Source organism: Luteibacter sp. UNC138MFCol5.1 (assembly GCF_900110505.1).
In the GTDB taxonomy this organism is placed as follows: Bacteria; Pseudomonadota; Gammaproteobacteria; order Xanthomonadales; family Rhodanobacteraceae; genus Luteibacter.
Genome location: NZ_FODZ01000001.1, coordinates 737,542 through 762,695 on the forward strand (window position 1 = coordinate 737,542; position 25,154 = coordinate 762,695).

General features: G+C 68.6%; 25 protein-coding genes. 11 read left to right on the plus strand and 14 right to left on the minus strand.

The annotated features are described in order from the left end of the window. Positions 1-137 precede the first annotated feature (137 nt). Complete coding sequence (locus BMY69_RS03200) at positions 138-1,484, minus strand: S41 family peptidase (protein ID WP_090175308.1); 1,347 nt, start codon at positions 1,482-1,484, stop codon at positions 138-140. Between the two features lie 14 nt (positions 1,485-1,498). Continuing rightward, positions 1,499-2,668 (minus strand): murein hydrolase activator EnvC family protein, encoded by a 1,170-nt coding sequence (locus tag BMY69_RS03205; protein WP_090175309.1) that lies wholly within the window; start codon positions 2,666-2,668, stop codon positions 1,499-1,501. Between the two features lie 324 nt (positions 2,669-2,992). Here BMY69_RS03205 and gltB point away from each other — a divergent pair, with 324 nt between their 5' ends. The 4 genes from gltB to BMY69_RS03225 all read left to right on the plus strand — a co-directional run bounded on the left by gltB (position 2,993) and on the right by BMY69_RS03225 (position 10,659). Next, positions 2,993-7,441: a glutamate synthase large subunit gene (gltB, locus tag BMY69_RS03210; RefSeq protein WP_090175310.1), complete on the plus strand. Its 4,449-nt coding sequence runs from the start codon at positions 2,993-2,995 to the stop codon at positions 7,439-7,441. Next, positions 7,438-8,874 carry an FAD-dependent oxidoreductase gene (locus BMY69_RS03215; RefSeq protein ID WP_090175311.1) on the plus strand — a complete coding sequence of 479 codons (1,437 nt, stop codon included), beginning with the start codon at positions 7,438-7,440 and terminating at the stop codon, positions 8,872-8,874. The genes gltB and BMY69_RS03215 overlap by 4 nt, the downstream gene beginning before the upstream one ends. A gap of 95 nt (positions 8,875-8,969) precedes the next feature. Further along, entirely contained in the window at positions 8,970-9,728 is a 759-nt protein-coding gene (locus BMY69_RS03220; protein WP_090175312.1) for an NRDE family protein, read from the plus strand. Between the two features lie 136 nt (positions 9,729-9,864). Continuing rightward, positions 9,865-10,659, plus strand: coding sequence for an SDR family NAD(P)-dependent oxidoreductase (locus BMY69_RS03225; RefSeq protein ID WP_090175313.1), 795 nt, complete (start codon positions 9,865-9,867; stop codon positions 10,657-10,659). Between the two features lie 20 nt (positions 10,660-10,679). Here the strand turns inward: BMY69_RS03225 and BMY69_RS03230 are convergent, their stop codons facing one another. Genes BMY69_RS03230 through BMY69_RS03240 form a run of 3 tightly spaced genes read right to left on the minus strand, consistent with a single transcriptional unit; the run spans position 10,680 to position 11,936 of the window. Then, positions 10,680-10,946, minus strand: a complete 267-nt coding sequence (locus tag BMY69_RS03230; RefSeq protein ID WP_139206096.1) for a hypothetical protein — start codon at positions 10,944-10,946, stop codon at positions 10,680-10,682. A 38-nt stretch (positions 10,947-10,984) separates the two neighbouring features. Then, complete coding sequence (locus BMY69_RS03235; RefSeq protein WP_090175314.1) at positions 10,985-11,371, minus strand: YchJ family protein; 387 nt, start codon at positions 11,369-11,371, stop codon at positions 10,985-10,987. Between the two features lie 10 nt (positions 11,372-11,381). Beyond that, positions 11,382-11,936 (minus strand): lipocalin family protein, encoded by a 555-nt coding sequence (locus tag BMY69_RS03240; protein ID WP_090175315.1) that lies wholly within the window; start codon positions 11,934-11,936, stop codon positions 11,382-11,384. Positions 11,937-12,027: 91 nt separating this feature from the next. Here BMY69_RS03240 and BMY69_RS03245 point away from each other — a divergent pair, with 91 nt between their 5' ends. Beyond that, a complete protein-coding gene (locus BMY69_RS03245; RefSeq protein ID WP_143070373.1) occupies positions 12,028-12,426 on the plus strand; it encodes a hypothetical protein in 399 nt (132 codons plus the stop codon). Between the two features lie 51 nt (positions 12,427-12,477). Here the strand turns inward: BMY69_RS03245 and BMY69_RS03250 are convergent, their stop codons facing one another. The 5 genes from BMY69_RS03250 to BMY69_RS03270 form a co-directional block, all read right to left on the minus strand. After that, entirely contained in the window at positions 12,478-13,014 is a 537-nt protein-coding gene (locus BMY69_RS03250) for a HutD/Ves family protein (protein WP_090175317.1), read from the minus strand. Further along, positions 13,011-15,107, minus strand: a complete 2,097-nt coding sequence (gene dinG, locus BMY69_RS03255; RefSeq protein WP_090175318.1) for an ATP-dependent DNA helicase DinG — start codon at positions 15,105-15,107, stop codon at positions 13,011-13,013. Before dinG ends, BMY69_RS03250 begins: the two co-directional genes overlap by 4 nt. A 68-nt stretch (positions 15,108-15,175) precedes the next feature. Beyond that, entirely contained in the window at positions 15,176-15,457 is a 282-nt protein-coding gene (locus BMY69_RS03260; RefSeq protein WP_090056177.1) for a DUF2188 domain-containing protein, read from the minus strand. Positions 15,458-15,547: 90 nt separating this feature from the next. Next, positions 15,548-16,132 (minus strand): DNA-3-methyladenine glycosylase I, encoded by a 585-nt coding sequence (locus tag BMY69_RS03265; RefSeq protein WP_255364445.1) that lies wholly within the window; start codon positions 16,130-16,132, stop codon positions 15,548-15,550. After that, positions 16,129-16,620: a DUF1993 domain-containing protein gene (locus BMY69_RS03270; protein ID WP_090056180.1), complete on the minus strand. Its 492-nt coding sequence runs from the start codon at positions 16,618-16,620 to the stop codon at positions 16,129-16,131. The genes BMY69_RS03265 and BMY69_RS03270 overlap by 4 nt, the downstream gene beginning before the upstream one ends. Before the next feature lie 127 nt (positions 16,621-16,747). Between BMY69_RS03270 and BMY69_RS03275 the strand changes: the two genes are divergently transcribed. Beyond that, a complete protein-coding gene (locus tag BMY69_RS03275; protein ID WP_090056181.1) occupies positions 16,748-17,704 on the plus strand; it encodes an ABC transporter ATP-binding protein in 957 nt (318 codons plus the stop codon). Beyond that, a complete protein-coding gene (locus tag BMY69_RS03280; RefSeq protein WP_090175319.1) occupies positions 17,701-18,462 on the plus strand; it encodes an ABC transporter permease in 762 nt (253 codons plus the stop codon). The genes BMY69_RS03275 and BMY69_RS03280 overlap by 4 nt, the downstream gene beginning before the upstream one ends. Positions 18,463-18,541: 79 nt before the next feature. Here the strand turns inward: BMY69_RS03280 and BMY69_RS03285 are convergent, their stop codons facing one another. Beyond that, entirely contained in the window at positions 18,542-19,048 is a 507-nt protein-coding gene (locus BMY69_RS03285) for a DUF1993 domain-containing protein (RefSeq protein WP_090056183.1), read from the minus strand. 100 nt (positions 19,049-19,148) lie between these two features. On the opposite strand from BMY69_RS03285, the gene BMY69_RS03290 reads away from it, so the two are divergent. Next, positions 19,149-19,751 carry an FUSC family protein gene (locus BMY69_RS03290; protein ID WP_090056185.1) on the plus strand — a complete coding sequence of 201 codons (603 nt, stop codon included), beginning with the start codon at positions 19,149-19,151 and terminating at the stop codon, positions 19,749-19,751. Continuing rightward, a complete protein-coding gene (locus BMY69_RS03295; RefSeq protein WP_090175320.1) occupies positions 19,748-20,452 on the plus strand; it encodes a VIT1/CCC1 transporter family protein in 705 nt (234 codons plus the stop codon). The genes BMY69_RS03290 and BMY69_RS03295 overlap by 4 nt, the downstream gene beginning before the upstream one ends. Positions 20,453-20,484: 32 nt before the next feature. Here the strand turns inward: BMY69_RS03295 and BMY69_RS03300 are convergent, their stop codons facing one another. From BMY69_RS03300 to BMY69_RS03310, 3 genes are all read right to left on the minus strand, one after another. Further along, on the minus strand, positions 20,485-21,849 hold the full coding sequence (locus BMY69_RS03300) for a GGDEF domain-containing protein (protein WP_143070374.1): 1,365 nt from the start codon (positions 21,847-21,849) through the stop codon (positions 20,485-20,487). 89 nt (positions 21,850-21,938) lie between these two features. Further along, complete coding sequence (locus BMY69_RS03305) at positions 21,939-23,120, minus strand: cation:proton antiporter (protein WP_090175322.1); 1,182 nt, start codon at positions 23,118-23,120, stop codon at positions 21,939-21,941. A 46-nt stretch (positions 23,121-23,166) separates the two neighbouring features. Then, complete coding sequence (locus tag BMY69_RS03310) at positions 23,167-23,508, minus strand: EF-hand domain-containing protein (protein ID WP_090175323.1); 342 nt, start codon at positions 23,506-23,508, stop codon at positions 23,167-23,169. Positions 23,509-23,605: 97 nt separating this feature from the next. Between BMY69_RS03310 and cysK the strand changes: the two genes are divergently transcribed. Beyond that, positions 23,606-24,562, plus strand: coding sequence for a cysteine synthase A (gene cysK / locus BMY69_RS03315; RefSeq protein WP_090175324.1), 957 nt, complete (start codon positions 23,606-23,608; stop codon positions 24,560-24,562). A gap of 100 nt (positions 24,563-24,662) precedes the next feature. After that, positions 24,663-25,049 (plus strand): hypothetical protein, encoded by a 387-nt coding sequence (locus tag BMY69_RS03320; protein WP_090175325.1) that lies wholly within the window; start codon positions 24,663-24,665, stop codon positions 25,047-25,049. Positions 25,050-25,154 lie beyond the last annotated feature (105 nt).

The window sequence follows — 25,154 nt, forward strand, 5'->3', positions numbered from 1 at the left end:
GCGCGCCAGCTCGCAGGTTCGGCCTCGGGAGCTGTCGCGGCCAGGTCCGCTCCCACAGCCACCGCCGTTGGAGCGTACCCGGCCGCGACCGCCTTTCGCCCCGGTCGCCAGCTCGTGGCAGGGACGCTCCGATGGCGTCACCGGGTGCGGTTCAGCGCCAAGCCCTTGAGCACGTTCAGCGCCTGCGAGAGCGCGTAGTCCTCGAGTGCGAGCTTTCCGTCGTCGTCGCTCGTCGTCGCATCGCCCGTCGAGGCTTTCTCGTTCGCCAGGTGGTTGCGCAGGTCGGCCTCGGATCCGATCAGCTGGGGCGCGGCATCCGACTTGTTCACCGAAAGATCGGCCAGCGCGATGTCGGGCTTGATGCCCTCGGCCTGGATCGAGGTGCCGTTGGGCGTGTAATAGCGCGCCGTGGTGATCTTCACGGCATGCGTCTCGTCGAGCGGGATCACCGTCTGCACGACGCCCTTGCCGAACGTGCGGCGGCCCATGATCAGCGCGCGATGGTTGTCCTTCAGCGCGCCGGACACGATCTCCGCCGCCGACGCGGTGCCGTTGTCGGCGAGGATCACGATGGGGGCACCCTTGAGCAGGTCGCCCGGGTGCGCGTCGAAATGCAGGTTGGCGTCGGGCAGCCGGCCCTTCGTGGTCACGATGGTGCCGCTGTCGAGGAACGTGTCCGCGACGCCGACCGCCGTGGTGAGCAGACCACCCGGATTGGAGCGCAGGTCGAGCACCGCGCCCTTGGGCGCGCCGTTCCTCTTGATGTAGTCGGAGAGCTTGCGGTCCAGATCGGTGGAGGTGTCTTCCTGGAACTGGCTGAGGCGGATGTAGACGTACCCCGGCTCCAGCGGACGCACCTTCACGCTGGTGACGTTGATGCGCTCGCGCACCAGCGGCATGTCGATCGGCTTGTCCGACTTCTCGTGGAGGATCGTCAGCACGATCTTGCTGCCCGGATCGCCGCGCAGCTTCTTGAACGCGTCGTCGATGTTCTGCCCGTCGACGACCATGCCGTCGACCTTGAGGATCGTGTCGCCCGGCTTGATGCCCGCGCGCGAGGCCGGCGTATCGTCGATGGGCGCGACGATCTTCAGCATGCCGTCGACCTGGAGCACCTCGATGCCGAGCCCGCCGTACTGGCCGGTGGTGTCCTCGTCGAGTTCGTCGAGGCCTTCCTTGTCGAGGTATTCGCTGTGCGGATCGAGGTTCTGCAGCATGCCGCCGATCGCGGCGTTCATGATCTTCTTGTTGTCGAGCTTCTCGACGTAGGCCTGCTGCACGATGTGATACACCCGCGTGAAATTGCGGATGTCCTCCAGGCTCACCGTGTCGTCGGCCTGCTGCACCACGGCCGCCGCGGTGGTGGACGACGCGGCGGGCGCGTCGGGCTGCCGTACCGGTTTCGCCTGCTGGGCCTCGCTGGCGGGAATCGCCAGCACGCCGAGGGCGAGCGCGAGGGCGAGGCGAAGGGGGTGCTGGCGCATGCCTGTCTCCGTGTTCAATGCCGTTTGCCGAGCCATGCGCGCGCGTCGATGGGCTTGCCGCCCTGGCGCAGCTCGAAGTAAGCGCCGTTGTCGCCGGCGGGCGCCGCGGCGGTGCCGACGGCCTGGCCGGCCTCCACCGTGTCGCCCACGCCGTGCAGCAGCGTCTCGTTGTTGCCGTACATGCTCATGAAGCCGTTGCCGTGGTTGACGATGATCATCATGCCGTAGCCGCGCAGGAAGCTGGCGAACACGACGCGGCCGCGCGCGACCGCCTTCACCTCGCTGCCGCGCGGCGCGACGATGATCACGCCGTTGCCGTATGCGTGCACGGGCCCGCTCGCGGGCCAGGGCAGGTTGCCGCGCAGGTTGCCGACCGGCGCGCTTGGCGCGCCCTTCGCGGGGGGCGGCGCCTCGGCCGCCTTCGCGGCCTCGTCGATCACCTTCTGCAGGCGCGCGACGAGCGCGTTCATGTCCTGCTCGTTCTGCTTAAGGGCCGCCATGCGCTGGGCCTGGTCCTTGTACTTCGAGTCGGCTTCGGCGACGAGCTTCTGCTGCGACGCGCGCTGTTTCTCCAGCTCCGCCGCGCGCTGCTCGCGCTCCTTCCGGGTGGCCTCGAGCTTCTGCTGTTCGGCCGTGATGGCGGCTTCGACCTCCTGCAGGCGGGAAAGATCCGCGAGCAGCGCCCGAATCCGCTCGACGCGGTTCTCCTGGAAGTAACGGGAGTACGCCAGCGCGCGGGAAATGCGGTTCACGTCCTCGTCGCCCAGCAGCAGCTGGAGGTCGGAGCCCCGGCCGAGGGTGTACGTGGCACGCAGGAGGTCGCCCAGCGCCCCTTTCTGCGTATCGAGGCCGGCCTGGATGGCCGCCCGCTGGGCGTTGAGCTGTTCCAGGTCGTGCCGGCGATGCTCGAGTTCGGTATCCGTGTCGCGGACCGCCCGGGCCGCCGCCGACACCTGCTCGGCCTGTTTCGCCAACGCCGCGTTGGCCGCGTCGCGGCTGTTCGCCGTCTCACGCTGCTCGCGCGTCAGCGCGTCGATGTCCTTGCGGACCCCCTCCAGCTTCTGCCGGGCGTCGTCCTGCTCGGCCCGGGCCTTGCCCTCCTGCGCGGCGCGGGCCGGCGGGACGGGTGCGAGAGCGGCGGTGGCGAGGGTCAGGAGGAGGGGCAGGCGGTGGAATGGGCGCATCGTCCGATTATTACCCATCGCGCCCCGACTGTAGGAGCGGACCCGGCCGCGACAGCTGTCGAGGCTGAACCTGCGAGCTGGCGCGCCAGCACGATGACCGGGGCGAGAAGCTGTCGCGGCCAGGTCCGCTCCTACGCGCCCGCTTGTCACGACCATACCCGTAAGAATTTCGTTTGGACGTCCAAAAACTTTGACGCAACGCCGCAAATATGTCTAAAGTGAGCCGTATGCCCTCCGCGTGTACGTGAAAGTCGACCGTTCCAGGTCGCGGGGCCACGTGCACGCAACGACCCAGCACCAACCCAATGCCCCAGGAGGCGGACGGTGAAGCAAGGCACTCCGCGCCTCTACGACGAGGCGTTCGAACACGACAGCTGCGGCTTCGGCATCGTGGCGCAGATCGACGGCCACGCCAGCGCGTCGCTGGTCGATACCGCGTTCGCCGCGCTGGCGAAACTTTCCCACCGTGGCGGCGTCAACGCCGATGGCGTCAGCGGTGACGGTTGCGGCGTGCTCGTGCGCCGCCCGGTCGAGTGGCTGCGCGCGCTCGCGGGCGAAGCGGGCATCGCGCTGGCGACGCATTTCGCCAGCGGCGTCGTCTTCCTCGATCCCGCGGGCGACGAGACCGCGGCGCGTGTGCTCGAGGACGAACTGGCCAACGTCGGACTCCGCGTCGCCGGCTGGCGCGACGTGGCCGTGGACGCGTCGGCCTGCGGACCGCTCGCCGCGGCCTCGATGCCGCGCGTGCGCCAGGTGTTCGTCGACGCGCCGAACGAGCTGTCGCCGTCCGCGTTCGAGGCCGCGCTGTTCCGTGCGCGCCGCCGCGCCGAACTCGCGCTGGCCGACGACGAGCATTTCTACGTGGTGTCGCTGTCCGGCGAAGTCGTCGGCTACAAGGCGATGGCCGCGCCGGGTCATCTCCGCGATGTCTATCCCGATCTCAAACATCCCGCGCTCGTGGCGGACGCCGTGGTGTTCCACCAACGCTTCTCCACGAACACGTCACCGCAGTGGCGGCTCGCGCAACCGTTCCGCTTCCTCGCGCACAACGGCGAGATCAACACGATCCGCGCCAACCGTCGCTGGATGCAGGCACGCACTTCCGTCATGCGGTCGGAGCGCGTCGACCTCTCCGACATCGGTCCGCTCGTGCGGCAGAAGGGCTCGGATTCGGAAAGCCTCGACAACGCGCTCGAAGTGTTGCTGATGGGCGGCATGGATCTCCTGACGGCGATGCGCGTGCTCGTGCCGCCGGCGTACGCGGCGCGCGAGGACATCGACGAAGACCTCGCGGCCTTCTACGAGTATTACGCGCTGCACAGCGAGCCGTGGGACGGCCCGGCCGGCCTCGTGATGTGCGACGGCCGCTACGCGGCATGCACGCTCGACCGCAACGGCCTGCGTCCGGCGCGCTGGGCGCTGTCCGACGACAACCACCTGATCGTGGCGTCCGAAGCGGGCCTTTGGGACGTTCCGTCCTCGCGTATCGTCGCGAAGGGACGCCTGGCGCCGGGCGAGATGATCGCCGTCGACTTCCGCGAGCACCGCCTGCTGCGCGATGCCGACATCGACGCGATCAACCGCGCCCGCGCGCCGTTCCGCGACTGGCTGCGCGACGGCGTCACCTACCTCGAATCCGACCTGATCGATCCCAGCCTCGCCGCCGAGCCGCTGCCGGCCGACGAGCTTCGTCGTTACCAGAAACTCTACGGCCTCTCGCGCGAAGAGAGCGAATCCGTGCTCAAGGTGCTGGCGGAGACGGAAGCCGAAGCGACCGGCTCGATGGGCGACGACACGCCAATGGCGGTGCTCTCGCGGCAGATCCGTCCGTTGTTCGACCGCTTCCGCCAGGGCTTCGCCCAGGTGACGAATCCGCCCATCGATCCGCTGCGCGAGCGCCTGGTGATGTCGCTCGTGACGCAGATCGGTCAGGAACGCAACATCTTCGATCTCGGTCCCGAGAACGCGAAGCAGATCCTGCTCAACTCGCCGATCCTTTCCCAGCGCAAGCTGCGCCAGATCCTCGCGAACCCGGATTACGCCGACACCCCGCGTTTCGATCTCATGTACGGCGCCGGCGAAACGTTGGAGCAGGCGCTGCGTCGCATCTGCGACGACGTCGAGGCCGCCGTGCGCGGCGGCGTCAGGGTGGTGTTCCTCAGCGATCGTTACCCGCGACGCGACCTGCTGCCGATCCACTCGCTGCTGGCGACCGGCGCGGTGCATGCGCGCCTCGTCGACACGGGCCTGCGCTGCCAGTGCAACATCATGGTCGAGACTGCGACGCCGCGCGATCCGCACCACTTCGCCTGCCTGATCGGTTTCGGCGCCACCGCGATCTATCCGTGGCTGGCGTACCAGAGCCTGTTCGACATGGGCCGCAGCGGTTACATCCGCAACGGCGAAGGCGCCCCGCGCGAGATCGGCCGCAACTACCGCCGCGGCATCCGCAAGGGCCTGCTGAAGATCCTGTCGAAGATGGGCATTTCCACCGTCGCGGGATATCGCGGCGCGCAGCTGTTCGAGATCGTGGGCCTGGCGCCGGAAGTCGTGGCGCTGTGCTTCCCCGGCACGCCGTCGCGCATCGGCGGCTCCACGTTCGACGACCTCGAGCAGGAGCAGCGTCTGCTCGCGGCCGAGGCGTGGGACGAGGCGCAGTCGCTCCGCGCCGGCGGCCTGTTCAAGTACGTGCACGGCGGCGAATTCCACATGTACGGTCCGGACGTGATCGCGAGCCTGCAGGTGGCCGTGCGCACGGGCGATTACGCGGACTACGAGAAGTACGCGCGACACGTCGACACGCGTCCGCCTTCCGCGCTGCGCGACCTGCTCGTGCCGCGCGAGGGGACGCCCGTGCCGCTCGACGAGGTGGAGCCCGTCGAGGCCATCCTGCGGCGCTTCGATTCCGCGGGCATGTCGCTCGGCGCGTTGTCGCCGGAGGCCCACGAGGCGCTCGCGATCGCGATGAATCGCCTCGGCGCGCGCAGCAACTCAGGCGAAGGCGGCGAAGACCCGTCGCGCTACGGCACTGATCGCGCCTCCAAGATCAAGCAGGTGGCGTCGGGCCGCTTCGGCGTCACGCCGGCGTACCTCGTCAACGCCGAAGTGTTGCAGATCAAGATCGCGCAGGGTGCCAAGCCTGGTGAAGGCGGTCAGCTTCCCGGCCACAAGGTCGACGCGACCATCGCGCGTCTGCGTTACGCGAAGCCCGGCATCGGCCTGATCTCGCCGCCGCCGCACCACGACATCTATTCGATCGAAGACCTCGCGCAGCTGATCCACGACCTGAAGGAAGTGAACCCGCAGGCGCTGGTCTCCGTGAAGCTCGTCTCGCACGCGGGCGTCGGCACGGTCGCCGCCGGCGTGGTCAAGGCGGGTGCCGATCTCATCACGGTGTCCGGCCACGACGGCGGTACCGGCGCGAGCCCGCTCACGTCGATCAAATACGCCGGCACGCCGTGGGAACTCGGTCTCGCCGAAACGCAGCAGACGCTGCGCCTGAACGACCTGCGCGGCCGCGTTCGCCTGCAGACCGACGGCGGCCTCAAGACGGGCCTCGACGTCATCAAGGCGGCAATGCTCGGCGCGGAGAGCTTCGGCTTCGGCACCGGTCCGATGGTGGCGCTCGGCTGCAAGTACCTGCGCATCTGTCATCTGAACAACTGCGCGACGGGCGTCGCCACGCAGCATCCCGTGCTGCGTCAGAAGCACTTCCTCGGCTTGCCCGACATGGTGATGAACTACTTCCGCTTCATCGCGGAAGACGTGCGTCGTCATCTCGCGCGCCTCGGCGTGCGGTCGCTGGCCGAACTCATCGGCCAGAGCGAACGCCTGGAGCAGCGCGACGGCGTGACGCCGGTGCAAGAACGCCTCGACCTCTCGCCGCTGATCGGTGAGGACGGCCTCGGCACGCAGGTGGATTTCGCCTGCACGTTCGCGCGCAATCCGATGCGCGATCCCGCGTCGCTGGCCAACCGTATCGCCGCCGACACGCGCGCGGCGGTCGCCGACGGTCTCGGCGGTACGTTCCATTACCCGATCGTCAACACCGATCGCGCGATCGGGGCGCGGTTGTCCGGCGACGTCGCGCGCCGCTGGGGCGATGCCGGCATGGGCGACAAGCCGGTCAACCTCCACCTCTCCGGCGCGGCGGGGCAGAGCCTCGGCGCGTGGAACGCCGCCGGCGTGCACATCGAGCTCATCGGCGAGGCCAACGACGGCGTCGGCAAGGGCATGGCCGGTGGGCGTCTCGTCGTGCGCCCGCCCGCCGACTCGCCGTTCGCCAGCCAGGACGCGTCGATCATCGGCAACACCTGCCTCTATGGCGCGACGGGCGGCGAACTGTTCGCCGCCGGCCAGGCGGGCGAGCGCTTCGCCGTGCGCAACTCGGGTGCGCTGGCCGTCGTCGAGGGCGCGGGCGACCACTGCTGCGAATACATGACGGGCGGCGTGGTCGCGGTGCTCGGCCGCACCGGCCTGAACTTCGGCGCGGGCATGACGGGTGGTTTCGCCTACGTGCTCGACACCGAGCGTAACTTCGTCGACTGCTACAACCACGAGCTCGTCGACATCGTCCGCATTTCGCACGAAGGCATGGAGCACTACATGCAGCACCTGCGTCAGCTCATCGCGCGCCACGCCGAACTTACCGGCAGCGCCTGGGGCCGTCGCGTCCTCGGCGATTTCCGCGGCCTGCTGCAGCGTTTCTGGCTGGTGAAACCCAAGGCGGCGAGTCTCGACGCGCTGGCCGAAGAACTGCGGAGTGCCGCATGAGCGCGAAGGACTTCCGATTCCTCGACATTCCGCGGCAGACGCCGCGGACGGTGCCGGTGGCGGTGCGCGTGCTCGGCTATGGCGAGATCTCCGGTGACTTCGCGTCGTCGGAAGCCGCCTCGCAGTCCGGCCGCTGCATCGATTGCGGCAATCCGTATTGCGAGCATGCCTGCCCGGTCCACAACTACATTCCGAACTGGCTGAAGCTCGTGCAGGACGGCCGGCTCTTCGAAGCCGCGACGCTGATGCACGAGACCAATCCGCTCCCGGAGATCTGCGGTCGCGTCTGTCCGCAGGATCGCCTGTGCGAAGGCGCGTGCACGCTCGAGCAGGGTGACTTCGGCGCCGTGACCATCGGCAGCGTGGAGCGCTGGGTCACGGACGAGGCGATCCGACAGGGCTGGCGTCCCGATCTCTCGCGCGTGCGCGAGACCGGCGCGCGCGTCGCCATCGTCGGCGCCGGCCCGGCGGGTCTCGCCTGCGCCGACCGCCTGCGTCGTGCGGGCATCGAGGCGCACGTGTTCGATCGCCAGCATGAAATCGGTGGCCTGCTCACCTTCGGCATTCCGCCGTTCAAGCTCGACAAATCGGTGGTGCGTACGCGCCGCATGGTGCTGGAAAGCATGGGCGTGCGTTTCCACCTCGGCGTCGAGATCGGGCGCGACATCGAGTTCGACGAACTCCTCGCGGATTACGACGCGGTCTTCGTCGGCACGGGCGCGTATACCTACGTGGACGGCCAGCTCGAAGGGCGCGACCTCCAGGGCGTGCACGACGCGCTGCCGTTCCTCATCGCGAACACGGAACGGCTGCTTCGCGACGAAGCGCCCGCTCCCGAATACGACCTCGCGGGCAAGCACGTCGTCGTGCTGGGTGGCGGCGACACCGGCATGGACTGCAACCGCACCGCGATCCGTCTCGGTGCCGCGTCGGTCACCTGCGTGTATCGCCGCGACGAGCCAAGCATGCCCGGTTCGCGCCGCGAAGTCGGCTACAGCCGGGAGGAGGGCGTCCGGTTCCTCTTCCAGCGGCAGCCCGTCGCGCTGGTGGGCGACGGACATCGCGTCACGGCGGTGCGCGTGGTCGAGACGCAGCTCGTCGAAGGCGCCGACGGCCGACCGCGCCCGCAGAACGTCGACGGTAGCGAATCCGAGCTGCGGGCCGACGTCGTGATCCAGGCGTTCGGTTTCCAGCCGAGCCCGCCGGACTGGTGCGACGCCTTCGGCATCGAGCGCGACCGCGGCGGCCGCATCGTCGCCGGCGGCGAAGGCCGCCTGCCGCTGCAGACCAGCAACCCGCGGATCTTCGCCGGCGGCGACAACGTCCGCGGCGCCGACCTCGTGGTCCGCGCGGTCTACGACGGTCGGGAAGCGGCGGCATCCATCGCACGCATGCTGGCGGCGAAGCGCGCCAAGGCCACGGTCGCGGCTTGAGTCTGCTCTTGGAGGCTCACCGGCGCGGCGCCTGCCCTTGGCCCCGCCGCCGGTGGCAACCACAATAGGCGCATGTTCTCCCGGGTCACGCCCCCATGTGTCTGATCGCCTTCGCATGGCGCGCGCATCCGCGCTGGCGCCTCGTCCTCGTCGGCAATCGCGACGAATTCCACGCCCGACCCACCGCGCCCCTGGCCGCGTGGGACGAGGCGCCGCAGATCGTCGCGGGTCGCGATCTCGAAGCCGGCGGAACCTGGGCCGGCGCGAGCGCCCAGGGGCGTGTCAGCGTCATCACCAACGTGCGCGACCTCACCGCCGATCACAGCGGGCTCTCGCGCGGCCTGCTCGTCGCCGATTACCTCGGGTCCAACGTCCCGGCGCGCGAGCACGCCGTGGAATTGATGGCCTCCGCACGCGACTACCGGCCCTTCAACCTGCTGACGTTCGACGCGCACGACGCGTACTACCTCGGCAATCATCCGAGCGCGCGGGCGCAGCCGGTCGAACCGGGCGTGCATGGGCTCAGCAACGCCGACTTCAACGCGCCGTGGCCGAAGACCCGCGCGCTCACCCATCGCCTGGAGGACTGGCTGGCGGCCGGCGCGGAGGACGACACCGACGCGCTGTTCGCGATGCTTTCCGACCAGGGCCGCTGGCCCGACGACGTGCTTCCCGATACGGGCATCGGCATCGAGCGCGAGCGCTTCCTTTCCAGCGCCTTCATCGTCGGGGAGGCCTACGGTACCCGCGCGTCCACCGTGATCCTGGTGGACGACGCGAACCGCACCGTCGTCATGGAGCGCCGCTTCGGACCGAACGGCGTCCCGGCAGGCGAGACGCGCGTCGCGGTCTGAGTTCCTCGCGCCCTGATCGAAACCGTCGTTCTTGGCCTGCGCGCCAGACTCTTTTGCCTTTGGAGCGATTGATTCCCGGGCGCCACGCCCCGAGCATGGAAAGGGTCATTCCATCCCTTCGCTCCCGGAGCACGCCATGAACATCGACCTCTCGACCCGCAGCGCCATCGTCACGGGTTCCACCGCGGGCATCGGCCTCGCCATCGCCACCGGCCTCGCGCAGTCCGGCGCCTCCGTGGTCATCACCGGTCGCACGCAGGCGCGCGTCGACGAAGCCATCGCCGCGGTGAAGAAGGCCGCGACAGGTGCGAAGGTGACCGGCGTCGCCGCCGATCTCGGCACCGCCGAAGGCGCGGCCGCGCTGATCGAGGCGGTGCCCGATACCGACATCCTCATCAACAACCTCGGCATCTTCGAGCCGAAGGACTTCTTCGACATCGACGATGCCGAGTGGTCGCGTTTCTTCGAAGTGAACGTGAACTCCGGCGTGCGTCTGTCGCGCCACTACGCGAAGGGCATGAAGGATCGCGGCTGGGGTCGCGTGCAGTTCATCTCCAGCGAATCGGCCGTGCAGATCCCGGGCGAGATGGTCCACTACGGTGTCACGAAGACGGCGCAGCTCGGTGTGTCGCGCGGCCTGGCCGAAGTGCTGGCCGGCACGGGCGTGACGGTGAACGCGGTGCTTCCGGGTCCCACGCTGTCCGAAGGCGTCAGCGACTTCTTCGGCAAGATCGCGAAGGACCAGAACAAGTCGCAGGAGGACGTCGAGCGCGATTTCATCCAGACGCATCGTCCGACGTCGCTGATCAAGCGGCTGCTCAGCGTCGAGGAGGTCGCGAACGTTTCGGTGTACCTGGCCTCGGAGCAGGCCTCGGGCACCACGGGCGCCGCGGTCCGCGTCGACGGCGGCGTCACGCGTTCGATCATCTGACCGGACCAGGTATCGCCGGGCTACCCGCCCACCTGGCAGAGGATCCGCGAGAAGGCCCCGTCGTTTCGCTGGAACTCCGGCCGCGGCGCATGGAAGCGCCGTTCGCTCAGCGCGACCGACGTCACGCGATCCATCCGGAAGAACTTCCAACCGGTGGCCGCGCCGGACGCGCTGCCGCCGGTCACCTGCCAGGCACTCAGCAACCGGTCGCCCGCCTTATCGTCGCCGTACACATGCGGTTGCACCAGTCGCGTCGCACCCCCGTATTCGACGACGAGCAAGCGCATGGACGCGATCGCTTCGCACACGACGGTGTCGACACGGTTCACGACAGGTCGCCGTCCACGTAATACCAACGCCCGTCCTCGCGCACGAAGCGGCTGACCTCGTGCATGCGCTCGGCGCGTCCGCCGCCGACGCGCATGCTCGCGATGAATTCGACGATGGCGGTATCCGGCGTGGGGTTGTCGTGTCGCTTCACCGACAGACCGAGCCACGTCGGCTTCGGTGACTGGGTGGAGAGTCCCAGCGACGCAGGGCGCGTGGTCGCGTGCCACGACGCGAGGAGATAGTCCTCGCGTCCGAGGACATAGGCGCTGTAGCGGGAGCGCATCAGCGCCTCGGCCGTGGGCGCGGCGAAACCATCGTGATACGGGCCGCAGCAGGCGGCGTACGGCTTGCCGGAATCGCAGGGGCAGGGGGCGTCGGTCATGCCGCCGATTCTAGCGAGCCGGACCGCCGTCGTTCACTTGCCCGGAAACGATCAGCGGTGAAAGGTCGTAGCCCATAGCCGTCGCGCGCTGCTTCAGCGAGTCGAACGTCGCCTTGTCCATGGCCGGCGTTCTCGAGAGGATCCACAGATACTTCCGTCCCGGTTGCCCGACCATGGCCCAGCGGTAATCGTCGTCGAGCGCGATGACCCAATAATCGGCCCAGACGAACGGAATCCACGAGAGCCACTTCGGCGCGAAGCGCACTTCGAGCTTGCCGCGCGCATAGGGCTCGGGACGACGTGCCACGCCATCGCTGGCGATGCGCTCGCCGCTGCCGGTATCGCAGGCGTTGTGCACCGCGACCGTACCGTCGGGCAAGGGCTTGTAGGTGGCGGTGACGGCACCCGTGCACTTGCGCTGGAAGTACATCGGCAGCCGGGCGATCTCGTGCCAGGTCCCCGCATAGCGATCGAGGTCGAGGTTCGCGACGGCGGTGACGGGGGTGCTCGCGAGGGAGGCGGAGGCGACCATGGATGCCGCGATGAATGTGAAGACGTGGCGCATGACGGTCTGGATTCCGGCGGGACGACCTCCTACGATGCCCATCGGGAGTGAACGTCGTTTGAATCGAACCGTTCGGGGGCGGGCCGATCGCATGGGGAATCCTGTCGTTCCAGTACGCCGGCCGTTGTTGCGGCGATGGCGCGAGCGCCTCGTCGAAGGCGTGGGTGTGCGCTTCGATGCCGACACGCGGTGCATCGTGCATCGTCCGGCGCGCCTGCATGTGCGCGAGCTTTCCGTGGAACGCGTGACGCGCGTGGAGGCGGGTAATCGCGACATCGCCTACGACCGCGTTTTCCTATTCTTCCATGCCGAAGGAGAGGAAACGCTGGTGGTATCCGAACTCGACAAGGGATTCGACGCCTTCGTGCGCGACCTGCGCGACGTGTTCCCGGGGATCGAGGCGTGGCAGCGCGCGGTTCCGTCGGTGGCGTTCCAGCTCACGGCGGTCGATCTGTGGACCCGGGCGGCACCAGGCGAGCCTGCCGGCTGACGCCGGATCGCCGATACGATCGGCTCCCACCCTCCGGACTGGACGTGTGGATCAGGCGATGCGCACGACGAGCACCACGGCACCGTCATCCAGCGCGATCCGCCCTGGCCGCAGCGCGCTGTCGCCGCGAGCGCATGTCACACCGTCGATCACGCCGGTCCCAGCCGCGACGTGGACGAGCACGGCACCGGCCGCATCGATCGCCCTGGCACCGCGCAGCACCTCGACGGCACCCGTCGCCGCGCCACGCCGCACCATCAGGTTGAAGTCGCGCGTCGCACCACCGGCCAGCGCGACGGCTACGTGCGCCTCTCCCGGGAACGCGAAGGGCTCGCAAGGGACGGTCAGCGCATGCGTGCGCGTGCCGTCGAGCGTCATCGTGAAACCGTCGCCCTCCAGCAGCACGATGGTGCGGTCGATGCCGGGGAATCGCGAGAAGGGCGACGCGGTATCGACGTCCGCGATGCTCACGCGCCAGAGGAACGCGTCCATCGACGCGCCTGCGGGCGCCGCCGCGATCTCGCGCGTGATGCCGAGCCCATTCTTCCACGGCACGGCCTCGAGTTCGTCGAAGCGAACGATCGTCATGCGACGCGCTCGATGTCGCGCGCGAACGGCGGCAGCGCGCGCAACATGCCCGTGCCATAGCGTTTCGTGATCACGCGACGATCGAGCAGCACGATGCGTCCGGTATCGGTCTCCGTGCGGATCAGGCGGCCGCAGTACTGCGTGAGGATGCGCGTCGCGTCCGGCACGCTCACCTCGATGAACGGGTTGCGGCCGCGCGATTCGAGCCACTCGGCATACGTGGCACCGACGGGGTCCGTCGGCACCGCGAACGGCAGCTGCGTCACGACGACCGTCTCGCACAGCTTGCCGGGCAGATCGAGACCCTCGCCGAAGGACGCGAGGCCGAACAGCGTGCTGCCCTTGCCGGCTTCGATATCCTCCTTGTGCTCCGCGATCAGCTGCGCCTTCGACAGCGAGCCCTGCGCGCGCACCTTGCGCACGAATTCGATGGGCAGGATCTGCAGGACGCGGTCGAGCTTCGCCCGCGACGTGAACAGCACGAGGTTGCCGCTGTTCCAGTCGAGGTGCTTCGCCAGCCACTCGGATACCTCGCGCGCATGGCCCTCGCGATCGTCCGGCATCGTCTTCAGCGCAGGCACGCTGAGCGTCGCCTGGTTCTCCAGGTCGAAGGGCGAGGGCAGGCTGATCGTGACCGCCTCGTTCGGCAGCCCGACCGAATCGGCGAAGCCGCGGAAGTTGCCGCCGGCGCTCAGGGTGGCCGACGTCATCACCACCGCCGACGCGTTGTCCCACAGCACGCTGCGCAGCAGGCCGCCGGCCGAGACGGCCGAGGCATGGCACACGAGCTGCTGCTCGGGCGTCATGCTGACCCAGCGCGCGAGCGGCGGCGCGTTCTCGCGATCGTCGGTCGACCACGCGTACCAGGTGCGCACCTGCCGGTCGAGGCGCTCGAGCGCCACGCCCAGTTCGCGCGACAGCGCTTCCTGCGTCGGGCCGCCGGCTTCCATCTCGACCACGGTACGGCGCACCGTGCGCAGCCAGCGCTGGATGTCCTTCGTGATCAGGTGCAGGTGGTCGGCGTGCATCTTCCAGTTCTCCGGAAGTTGCCCCAGCGAGGCGCGGAAGACCGGCTCCGTCTCGCTGGACGACGGCGTCCACGACAGACGGATCTCGCGTTCGATCTCTTCCAGCGCGTTCGACATCAGCAGCAGTTTCTCGTCGCCCATTTCGAGCGTGAGGTTGCCGATGCTCTCCTTGTCCGTGAGCGAATAGGCGCCGTGGATCTGGTTCTGCAGGCGGCCGATGCGGCGGACGGCCGTGGCGAGGTGCACGTCGGCCGCGCCGCGGTCGATGGCCTTGCCGGGCACGTGGTGCGCCTCGTCGAAGATGTAGAGGGTGTCTTCCGGCTTAGGCAGGATCACGCCGCCGAAGGTGTCCTCGTCGCGTGGCATGGTGAGGTCGGCCAGCACGAGGTCCTGGTTGGCGACCACGATGTCGGCCTCGCCGATGGCGCGACGCGCCACGAAGAACGGGCACACGGCGAACGCGCCGCACTTGCGGCCGGTGCAGCCGCCCGCGCTCGTCGTCAGCATGCCGCGTACCAGGTCGGAGACCGGCTCCGGGCTGGTGTCCATGTCGCCGTTCCACTCGCGCGCCTCGAACGCCTTGCCGAGCTTCTCGACGGCCTTCGTGTCGCGTTCGGCGGGCGGGCGCGACCACAGCGCGAGGTCCGCGTCGAAATCGAAGCCCGTCTGGGCCGCGGGTTCCGAGCCCGCCATGCGCAGGTTGCGCACGCACAGGTAGCGAGCACGGCCCTTGGCCAGCGCGACCTTGGCCTCCACGCCGCACAACGAGAGGTACTGTGGGATGTCACGCTGGACCAGCTGCTCCTGCAGCGCGACGGTCGCGGTGGCGATGACCAGCTTCTTCTTCTGCGCGCGCGCGACCTCGAGGCCACCGATGAGGTACGCCATGGATTTACCGGTACCGGTCGGGGCCTCGATCACCGCCGCGCCGGCCGGCTCGGACAGCGCCTTGGCGACCTCGGCGATCATCTTCAGCTGCGCCGCGCGCCCGCGGAAACCCGCAAGGCCGTCCTTCAGCCGCGCATAGGCGGCGCGGATCGCGGCTTTGGTGTCGTCGGTGAGCATCGGGAAGGGGAAGAGAGGGGCGGATAACCCTGCAAGGTTACCCTATCGCCGTCTCACCCCACGATCGCTCACAGGTGGCGATTGACTCCCGCCGACGGCACGTTGCCCTGGGCCACGAGACCGGCGACGACGTAGGTGTGCTCTTCCCACGTCCCGTCCGCCTGCTGCACGTGGATCTCGACCGGGCGGCCCAGGCTGTCGGAGAGGCCGGGGGCCATGGCCTCGGCGGCCGTGATGGCCATGCGTTGCGAGGCGTAACGGCCGAGGGGTAGGGAAGCACGGCGTACGATCCACGGTCCCTGTGTCGATTCGCTGTACGGAATGAACAGTTGGGCGGAGCTGGAAGCCATGGAACCCTCGCTATCAAAGGTGGGCCAGACGGAGGGGGCCGCTGTCGCGACCCCTGACCGAACGCTACGCCGATCCGGCTAAAAAACCCGTTAACCCTTGTGTGGCAAGGCTTTTCCGGCCGTTTCCTTACGCCGGAAGCAGGTCGGGACATGGCTGTCGATCAGGCCGGTCGCCTCCATCCAGGCGAAGACGATCGTGGGCCCGACGAAGGTGAAGCCCCGCTTCTTGAGGTCTTTCGACAGTCTGGCGGAGAGCGGGCTGTTGGGCGGCACCGGTCCCTCCCAGCGCAGCGGCTGGCCCCCGACGTAGCTCCAGGCGAAGTCCGCGAAGTCCTCGCCGGAGTCGCGCATCGCCAGGAAGGCCTGGGCGTTGCGGATCGTCGCGGCGATCTTGGACGGCGACCGGATGATCCCGGAGTCGCCCAGCAGGCGTTCGGTGTCCGCCGGGCCGTAGCGGGCCACGACCTCCGGATCGAAGCCGTCGAAGGCTCGTCGGAAGCCGTCGCGACGGGCGAGGATCGTCCGCCACGACAGCCCCGCCTGGAAGCCGTCGAGGATCAGCTTCTCCCAGAGCCTGCGGCTGTCGCGCTCGGGAACGCCCCACTCCCGATCGTGGTACGCGCGCATGAGGTCGTCCGCGTCGCCCCAGGCGCAGCGCGGCCGACCGTCGCTCACTTGTCGAGGCCGAGGTAGTCCAGCTTGCCGATCGCCACACCCTTGTGGCGCAGGATGTCGTACGCGGTGGTGACGTGGAAGAAGAAGTTCGGGATCGCGAAGGTGAGCAGGTAGGTGGTGCCGGTGAACGTGTACTCGCTGTCGCGGATCTTGCGGGAGAGGTCGCGGTTCGCACCGGCTTCGAGCGCCGCGCGGTCGACCGACCCGATCCAGGCCACGGTGTCGTCGATACGCTTGCGCAGGTCGTCGAAGGTGGCCTCGTTGTCCTCGAACGACGGCGGCTGCACGTCGGCGATGCGGGCGACGGCGAACTTGGCCGTGTCGCTGGCGCGCTGGATCTGCCCGGCGAGGTTCAGCATGTCCGGCGCGAGGCGCGCCTCGATCAGATCGGTGCCGCCGTGGGCCTCGGCCTTGGCGAGGAGGTCGGCCAGCACGCGGAAGCCGCGGGTGAAAACGGGGACGGAGGCGTCGTACGTCGAGATCGTCATGGGATGCCAGTCAGGTGAAGGATGTCGCCGATGGTGCCATACCGCGCTCCCGCGGGCATCGCGAGGTAGGCAGGCCAACGGCATGGGTCTACCATCGGACGCCTTACCCACGGCCATACGGGTTCCCATGTCGCCACTCGACGCATCGATCACCGCACCCGACGCCATCGTCGCGGTGCGTGGGCTGTCCAAGACGTACAAATCCGGCTTCCAGGCGCTTAAGCGCGTGGACCTCGACATCCGGCGCGGCGAGATCTTCGCGCTCCTCGGCCCCAACGGCGCCGGCAAGACCACGCTGATCAGCATCGTCTGCGGCATCGTCAACGGCAGCGAAGGCACGGTTACCGTCGATGGGCAGGACATCGTGCGCGACTACCGCGCCGCGCGCAGCCTGATCGGCCTGGTGCCGCAGGAGCTCTCGACCGACGCGTTCGAAAGCGTCTGGGCGACCGTGAAGTTCAGCCGCGGACTCTTCGGCAAGGCGCCGAACCCGGAATACCTCGAGAAGATCCTGCGCGAACTGTCGCTGTGGGAGAAGCGCGACTCGAAGATCATGACGCTCTCGGGCGGCATGAAGCGTCGCGTGCTGATCGCCAAGGCGCTCGCGCACGAACCGCGCGTGCTGTTCCTCGACGAACCGACGGCCGGCGTCGACGTCGAACTGCGCCACGACATGTGGCAGATGGTGCGCCGCCTGCGCGAGTCGGGCGTCACGATCATCCTGACCACGCACTACATCGAGGAAGCCGAGGAGATGGCCGATCGCATCGGCGTCATCAACCACGGCGAACTCGTGCTGGTGGAGGAAAAGACCACCCTGATGCGCAAGCTCGGCAAGAAGCAGCTCTCGCTGCAGCTGCAGACGCCCCTGCAGGCGGTACCGGAAGGGCTCGGGCACTGGCCGCTCGAACTGTCGGCCGACGGCAGCTGCCTCACGTACACGTTCGACGCGCAGGGCGAGGACACCGGCATCGCCGAGTTGCTGCGCAAGCTCAACGCGCTCGGCATCGACTTCAAGGACCTGCATTCGAGCGAGAGCTCGCTGGAGGACATCTTCGTGAGCCTCGTGAGGACGCACGCATGAACATCCACGGCGTTCGCGCGATCTACCGCTTCGAGATGGCCCGCACCTTCCGCACGCTGATGCAGAGCATCGCCTCGCCGGTGCTCTCCACCTCGCTCTATTTCGTGGTGTTCGGCGCGGCGATCGGTTCGCGCATGGGCGACATCGGCGGCGTGAGCTACGGGGCCTTCATCATCCCTGGCCTGATCATGCTGTCGCTGCTCAACGAGAGCATCAGCAACGCGTCGTTCGGCATCTACATGCCGAAGTGGGCGGGCACGATCTACGAACTGCTCTCCGCGCCCGTGTCGTACGTGGAGGTGGTGCTCGGTTACGTGGGTGCCGCGGCCACGAAATCGGTGATCCTCGGACTGCTCATCCTCGCCACGGCGCGCATCTTCGTCGATTACGAGATCCTGCATCCGTTCTGGATGATCGGCTTCCTCATCCTCACCGCCGTCACCTTCAGCCTGTTCGGTTTCATCATCGGCCTGTGGGCCGACGACTTCCAGAAGCTGCAGGTCGTTCCACTGATGGTGATCACGCCCCTGACGTTCCTGGGTGGCAGCTTCTATTCGATCTCGATGCTGCCGCCGGTGTGGCAGAAGATCACGCTGTTCAATCCGGTCGTGTACCTGGTCAACGGCTTCCGCTGGAGCTTCTACGGCGAGGCCGACGTGAACATCGCGGTGAGCGTCGGCGCGACCGTCGGGTTCCTCGTGCTGTGCCTCGGCGTGGTCTGGTGGATCTTCCGTACCGGGTGGAAGCTGAAGGCCTGAGGGGCCCTCGGCCGTCGTACCGGCGAACGCCGGTACCCACGGCGAGGCGGTCGGTACCGCCTCGCCGCATCGCGCGCGATCAAGCCTTCCCGAGAAAATCCGCCTTGCCCAGCACGACGCCCACGCCGCGCAGGATCGCGTACGCCGTCGACGCGTGGAAATACACGTTGGGCAGCACGAAGCCCAGCAGGTAATCCTGCCCGCGAAAGTGCATGTCGCCGCTGCGCAGCTTCAGCACGATCTCGCGATCCTCGCTGCCGTCGATCTGCGCCGGCGTGAAGCCTTCGATCATGCCGATCACGGTCGCGATGCGCGCCTGCAGTTCCTCGAACGAGGTCTCGTTGTCTTCCATCTTCGGCGGCTCGACGCCGGCGAGGCGGTAGACGGCGCCCTTGGCCATGTCGGTGGCAATCTGCACCTGGCGGATCAGCGGGAACATGTCGGGGGTGATGCGCGTGTTGAGCAGCACCTCCGGCGCGATCTTGCGATCGGCGGCGTGCTGGGCGCCCTTGGCGAGCACGCCGGACAGGTTCTTCAGCGCGCGGACGAGGACGGGCACGGAGGTCTGGTACATCGAGATGGACATGGGCCGGAATCTTCTTGGGGCAGGGGCGGCCGGTGCGGCCGCGGCGGCGTATTGTGCGGTGTCGTTGGCAGCGCGTCGACGGCGTCGGTAGGATGGGCGCATGAGTCCACCGGACGCGCCTCTCTCCCGTGCCGAAGCCGCCCTGCGTGTCGTCCGGTTGCGGCGCGCGCAGCGGGTCTTCGAGCGTCTCTTCCGCGACCTGCCGTTCGGCAAGCGGCTGCGGACCGGCTCGTTCCTCGCGTTCAAGGGCGCGCTCGGTGCCAGCGTGGCGTTCGCGATCGGCCACGCGCTGCACACCGAACAGGCCTACTGGGCGGCGATCAGCGCCCTGGCGGTGACCCAGCCGCGCTATCTGGAATCGCGCGGCGCGAGCCGCGACCGCTGCCTGGGCACCGCATTGGGTGGTGCGGCGGGCTTCGCCGGCCTGTGGCTCGGGCACAGTGGCGACGTGCTCTCGTTCGCGCTGGCGCTCGCCGCGGTCACCCTGGTGTGCTGGGCGGCGAACGTCGCGCAGGCCGCGCGGATCGCGGGCATCACCACGGCCATCGTGCTGCTCGTGCCGGCCGAGGGGCCGCTCTGGGAGATTCCGCTGTTCCGGTTCGGCGAGGTGATCCTGGGCACGATCTGCGCGCTGCTCGTCGGCTGGATGGTGACGCGTCTGGAGGAGCGTGTCGAACACGACGAACAGGAGCCCGGCGCATGATCCCGCGCTTCCGCCATCGCGAGCAGCATCGACTGGAACGCATCGGCTGGTTGCGCGCCGCGGTGCTCGGCGCGAACGACGGCATCCTGTCGACCGCCAGCCTGATGGTAGGCGTCGCGTCCGCCGCGCAGGCGAGCCGCTCCGACATCATGATCGCCGGTGTCGCCGGCCTGGTCGCCGGCGCGATGTCGATGGCGGCGGGCGAATACGTGTCCGTCAGTTCGCAGGCGGACAGCGAAGCGGCCGAGCTGGATCTCGAACAGCGCGAACTGCGCGACGACCCGACCGGCGAGCACAAGGAACTGGCGGAGATCTACGTGCAGCGCGGCCTCGACCGGCCGCTGGCGCGTACCGTCGCCGAACAGCTCATGGCGCACGACGCGCTGGAAGCACATGCGCGCGACGAGCTCGGCCTCTCGGTGACCACCGCCGCCCGTCCCTGGCAGGCGGCCGGTGCGTCGGCCCTGAGTTTCTCGTGCGGCGCGATCCTGCCGATCGCGGCGGCCGCCCTGGCGTCGCGCGAACAGGTGGCGCCGGTCACCTTCGCGGTGTCGTTGCTCGCGCTGGCCCTGCTGGGTACCGCCTCGGCGTTCATGGGCGGCGGCAACATCCTGCGCGGCATCGCTCGCGTCGTGTTCTGGGGCGCGCTGGCGATGGCCGTGACGTCGGTGGTCGGTCACGTCTTCAACGTCGCGGCCTGAATTCGCCGCGGGCGTCGGTCGGGTCGTCGTCCTCAGCCGACCACGCAGCGATTGCGGCCACCGTTCTTCGCCGTGTACAGCGCCAGATCGGCGCGGTCGAACACGGACTGGGGGGTGTCGCCGGGCTGGAACTGCGCGAGGCCGATGGAGGCGGTGACGCGCACCGACTGGCGGCTCGCGTGGAAGGCCAGGTGCTGGATCTTGCCGCGCAGGCGCTCGCAGACCTGGAGGGACTCGTTCTCGTCGGCGCCGTCGAACACCACGATGAATTCCTCGCCGCCGTAGCGGGCGACGAAGTCGCAGGGCCGCACGTGCTTCAGCAACGCCTGGCCGATGATGCGCAGGACGGCGTCGCCGGCGGTGTGGCCGTAGGTGTCGTTGATGCTCTTGAAGTGATCGATGTCGATCGCCGCGATGCTCAGGGGGCGCGACGTCGTCTGCCAGCTTTCGAACGCCGCCTCGATGCGTTTCTCGTAGGCGAGGCGATTGGGCATGCCGATCATCGTGTCGGTCTGAGCGAGCTCGTGCTCGCGCTCGAGCGAGCGCTGCAGCGTGTTGCGCTCGGTCTCGAGCTGCTCGATGCGCTGGCGCATCTTCTCCGCGCGGGCGCGGTACGCGGTGAGGCGCGCGCCCTCGCGGTCGCGGAAATCGCGGAAACAGTGCGTGATCGTTTCGAGGCTGGCGTTCACGCGTTCGCGCAGCTCGTGCACGTCGTCGATCTCGAGGGCGGCTTCGCCGAGCAGGCGCATCTCGTGCGCCACCGAGGCGTCGAGGGCCTGGCCGTTCGCTTCGCCGTTCGACTGGTCGACCAGCTCGCGCGACATGTACTGGCTCATCTCGTCGAGACGGCCGGTCACGTGCCGCAGCACGCCCTGCAGCGCGTCGATCTCGCGTTGCAGGCCAAGGCGCTGTTCGTTGACGAGGTCGGCGAGCCGGTCGCCGCAGGCCGCCAGCGCCACCAGGTCGCCGGCGTCCGCCACGTCGTGGCGCAGGTCGTTGGCGCGGTCGGTGAGGCGCGGCATCACCACGATGCGGTCGACCAGACGACTCAGGGCCGACTGCACCGACGAGCCGTGCTCCGTGCGCTGCGGGCGCGTGATGGCGACCGAGCGTTCTTCGCGCGCGCCACGCGGCCGGTCGCCCAGGCTGTGGATGGCCTGCGCGAGTTCGTTGACCAGGGGCTCGAGCGCGATGGGCTCCATGGGGCCACCGAGCGCCGCCGAGAGACGTTCGATGTGCGGATCGACCTGATCGTGCGCGCCGTGCGCCACGCGACCCAGGCATCCGACGAGCTGGCGCAGCAGGGACTCCGCGGAGCGCCATTGCGCCTCCTCACGGGTCAACCGCTCCACGGCTTCGTGATACTTGCTTTCCCAGAGCTGGTTGTCCAAACGCACGTCCCGACCGTCGCGTAAGAGTCGATTCCGTCACATCATACGATGAAGCTTGCGAATTAGCTCAGGTTTCCCGGCCCGCCGGCCGGGGGTCACACGAGCCGTTTCAGGCCCGGCTTCACGAACGGCATGGTGAGCATGGTGCTCGCCACCGCCATCAGCAGAAGGGCGGTGAACGTCTCGCTGCTGATCACGTGGCGGTCGAGCAGAATGTTGACGAAGATGATCATGATCAGCGCCTTGGTCTGCAGCAGCCAGCCGATCGTCCACGCGTCGCCGCGCGCCCAGCCGAGGATCCGGCCCGCGAGACCGACACCCGCCAGCTTCCCCGCGATCGAAGCGACCAGGAGCAGCGCCGCCGCGCCGAAGACGGCGGCACCGCCGACGGACCAGTTCGTGCGCAGCCCGGTCGACAGAAAGAAGACCGGCATGATCACGAGCAGCACGTGGTGGCGCAACTTGTCGAGGTTCTCCAGCGTGAACCAGTCGCGGTCCATGACGGTACCGGCGAGGAAGGCGCCCACCATGTAATGCAATCCGGACCAGTCGGCGCCGTAGCCGCAGGCGGCCAGCCAGACGAGGCCGACGTACCAGCGATCGACTTCCCTGAGGCGCGCCATCAGGCGTCGGAACAGCCAGGCCGCCACGGCGAAGCCGATCAGGAAGGCCACCTGGTGACCCACGCGCTTCCAGTCGAGCAGGATGATCGCCAGCACCGCCCAGATGGCGATGTCGTCGAGGCTCGCGTAGCGCAGCACGCGCTGACCGAGCGGCTCGCGCAGGATGTCGAGCTTCTCCATCAACAGGATGAGGATGGGCAACGCGGTGACCGCGCAGGCCATCCCGATGCCCAGGACGAACTGCCACGTGGTGGCCGTCTCGCCGATCCAGCCTTCCCGCCAGGCGAGCATGCCCATGGCGGCGAGGCATCCCGTCGCGAGCGGCGCGCCGAGCGCGAGCGCCGCCGTCGTGCCGCACTCGCGGCGCTGGCGCCACACTTCGCGCAGGTCGAGCTCGATGCCGGCGATCCACACGAACACGATCACCGCCCACCACGCGATGCCGTTGAGCGCACCGATGACCGGTGGCGCGAACACCGTCGTGTAGTAATCGGGAAACACCTTGCCCAGCACGCCGGGCCCGAGCACGATGCCCGTGACGATCTGCACGACCACCAGCGGTGCCCAATGGTCGGTGCGGAAGACGCGCCAGATCAGGTAAGGCACGCCCAGAATGATCGTCATCGCGATCAGGAACAGCTCGGTCGTATTCATCCATCCCTCCCCAGGGTCGGCAGAGGGTAACCGAATCCCGTGACGGCTACATCGGCGGCTGCGCGAGTTCCTTCGCGTCGAGGTAGCCGTCGTGGTTGCGGTCCAGCTTGTGGAACTGGTGGATCAGGCTGCGCTGGAATGCGTCGAGGTGGACAGGGCGGGCGCCGGGGCGGGTGGGGCCGTCGTTCGCGTCGAGCACTCCGTCGCCGTTGACGTCCATGCGCAGGAAGCCCTGGCTCATGTAACGCACGTATTCCGTTTCGTCGATGCGGCCGTCGCCGTCGGCATCCATCCAGCGCAGGTACTCGGACGGCGTGCGCGGAAAATCCTGCGCGGACGCGGTGGCGGTCGCGAACAGGCCGAGGACGAGCAGGGGGAGGCGGGTCATGGGCGGGCAGTCTGCCTCATGCCCCGGGGGTTTGTCGCCCCGCGCTCGCTGGGAGTAGATTGAAGGGCTCCTACCTTTCCGCGACGGGATCGACGCCATGATCTACGACAGCATCCTCGACACGATCGGCCGCACGCCCATCGTGCGCCTGCACCGTATCGCTCCGGCCCATGTCACGCTCTACGCGAAGGTCGAATCCTTCAACCCGGGCGGATCGGTCAAGGACCGCCTCGCGATCGCCGTGATCCTCGACGCCGAGCGCAAGGGTCTGCTCAAGCCCGGCGACACCGTCGTCGAGGCGACCTCCGGCAACACCGGCGTCGCGCTGGCGATGGTCTGCGCGGCGAAGGGTTACAAGTTCGTGGCGACGATGGCGGACAGCTTCTCGGTGGAGCGCCGCAAGCTGATGCGCGCGTATGGCGCGAAGGTGATCCTCACCCCGGCCGCCGAGCGCGGTAGCGGCATGGTGCGCAAGGCCGAGGAGCTCGCGGCGAAGCACGGGTGGTTCCTGCCCCGGCAGTTCCAGAATCCCGCCAATCCGGCCTACCACCGCAACACCACCGCGGCGGAGATCATGCAGGACTTCGCGGGCCGCCGCCTCGACGCCTTCGTCACCGGGTGGGGCACTGGCGGCACGCTCACCGGCGTGGGCGAGGTGCTGAAGGTGGCCCGCCCCGACGTGAAGATCGTGGTGTCTGAACCGACGGCCGCGCCGTTGCTTTCGGGCAAGCCGTGGTCGCCGCACAAGATCCAGGGCTGGACGCCGGACTTCGTCCCCGACGTGCTCAATCGCGAAGTGTTCGACCGGAACGTCCCGATCGACGAGGTGGTCGCGCGCGACACGGCCCGCCGGCTGGCGCAGGAGGAGGGCATCTTCGTGGGCGTGTCCGCCGGAGCCACCGTCGCCGCCGCGCTGGAAGTGGCGAAGGACGCGGAGAAGGACAGCGTCATCCTCGCCATGCTCCCGGATACGGGCGAGCGGTACCTGTCGACCTTCCTGTTCGAGGGCGTGGAAGAAGGGACGGACCAGGCGTGGCTGGATAGCCTGCCCTGACGCGATGGCGCCATTCTGGCGTCGTCGTCATGCGCGGCGCACGTTCGCGTCACGTCGCGGACGGCACGTTGGTCGCCTCGAACGAAGGAGGCCAACTGTCATGACATTTTTCCGCAGCAAGAGCGTAGGCGAAGAAATCCTTGGCCGCGCGCACCGGATCGCCGGCGCGGCGACGGGTCATCATCCGCGTGAGGCGCTGGGTGCCGCTCGCGAGTACGCCGGCCGCGCCGGGGCGCTCGCCTCGGACGCGTTCGTGGGCGCCGGTCGCGGCGTGCGTCGTCATCCCGGCGTGAGTCTCGCCGTGGGCATCGGCATCGGCGCGGCGATCACGGCCCTGCTCGTCGCGCGCCATCGTGCGCAGGTGCACCTGCGCGACGACCACGACGAACACGATCCCACCCGCCAGCGCCCCACGAACAGCGCGGGCGACGCGCTGGACGGCTCCGGCGAGGACAACCCGATCCCCGGCGAGAGCGGATATTACTGAGGTCCCGCCGATCCACTGTGGGAGCGGACCCGGCCGCGACAGCTTTTCGCGAAAGCGCGCAGGCCCTGGTGTTCACGGCCTCAGAAGATGTCGCGGCCAGGGCCG

Coding starts and splice junctions, on each gene's coding strand:
- BMY69_RS03225 (WP_090175313.1), top strand. CDS start 9,865: ATGAACATCGACCTCTCGACCCGCAGCGCCATCGTCACGGGTTCCACC.
- dinG (WP_090175318.1), bottom strand. CDS start 15,107: ATGCTCACCGACGACACCAAAGCCGCGATCCGCGCCGCCTATGCGCGG.
- BMY69_RS03205 (WP_090175309.1), bottom strand. CDS start 2,668: ATGCGCCCATTCCACCGCCTGCCCCTCCTCCTGACCCTCGCCACCGCC.
- BMY69_RS03290 (WP_090056185.1), top strand. CDS start 19,149: ATGAGTCCACCGGACGCGCCTCTCTCCCGTGCCGAAGCCGCCCTGCGT.
- BMY69_RS03320 (WP_090175325.1), top strand. CDS start 24,663: ATGACATTTTTCCGCAGCAAGAGCGTAGGCGAAGAAATCCTTGGCCGC.
- cysK (WP_090175324.1), top strand. CDS start 23,606: ATGATCTACGACAGCATCCTCGACACGATCGGCCGCACGCCCATCGTG.
- BMY69_RS03275 (WP_090056181.1), top strand. CDS start 16,748: ATGTCGCCACTCGACGCATCGATCACCGCACCCGACGCCATCGTCGCG.
- BMY69_RS03235 (WP_090175314.1), bottom strand. CDS start 11,371: ATGACCGACGCCCCCTGCCCCTGCGATTCCGGCAAGCCGTACGCCGCC.
- BMY69_RS03230 (WP_139206096.1), bottom strand. CDS start 10,946: ATGCGCTTGCTCGTCGTCGAATACGGGGGTGCGACGCGACTGGTGCAA.
- BMY69_RS03285 (WP_090056183.1), bottom strand. CDS start 19,048: ATGTCCATCTCGATGTACCAGACCTCCGTGCCCGTCCTCGTCCGCGCG.
- BMY69_RS03270 (WP_090056180.1), bottom strand. CDS start 16,620: ATGACGATCTCGACGTACGACGCCTCCGTCCCCGTTTTCACCCGCGGC.
- BMY69_RS03240 (WP_090175315.1), bottom strand. CDS start 11,936: ATGCGCCACGTCTTCACATTCATCGCGGCATCCATGGTCGCCTCCGCC.
- BMY69_RS03250 (WP_090175317.1), bottom strand. CDS start 13,014: ATGACGATCGTTCGCTTCGACGAACTCGAGGCCGTGCCGTGGAAGAAT.
- BMY69_RS03245 (WP_143070373.1), top strand. CDS start 12,028: ATGGGGAATCCTGTCGTTCCAGTACGCCGGCCGTTGTTGCGGCGATGG.
- BMY69_RS03280 (WP_090175319.1), top strand. CDS start 17,701: ATGAACATCCACGGCGTTCGCGCGATCTACCGCTTCGAGATGGCCCGC.
- BMY69_RS03220 (WP_090175312.1), top strand. CDS start 8,970: ATGTGTCTGATCGCCTTCGCATGGCGCGCGCATCCGCGCTGGCGCCTC.
- BMY69_RS03200 (WP_090175308.1), bottom strand. CDS start 1,484: ATGCGCCAGCACCCCCTTCGCCTCGCCCTCGCGCTCGCCCTCGGCGTG.
- BMY69_RS03305 (WP_090175322.1), bottom strand. CDS start 23,120: ATGAATACGACCGAGCTGTTCCTGATCGCGATGACGATCATTCTGGGC.
- BMY69_RS03295 (WP_090175320.1), top strand. CDS start 19,748: ATGATCCCGCGCTTCCGCCATCGCGAGCAGCATCGACTGGAACGCATC.
- BMY69_RS03260 (WP_090056177.1), bottom strand. CDS start 15,457: ATGGCTTCCAGCTCCGCCCAACTGTTCATTCCGTACAGCGAATCGACA.
- BMY69_RS03215 (WP_090175311.1), top strand. CDS start 7,438: ATGAGCGCGAAGGACTTCCGATTCCTCGACATTCCGCGGCAGACGCCG.
- BMY69_RS03310 (WP_090175323.1), bottom strand. CDS start 23,508: ATGACCCGCCTCCCCCTGCTCGTCCTCGGCCTGTTCGCGACCGCCACC.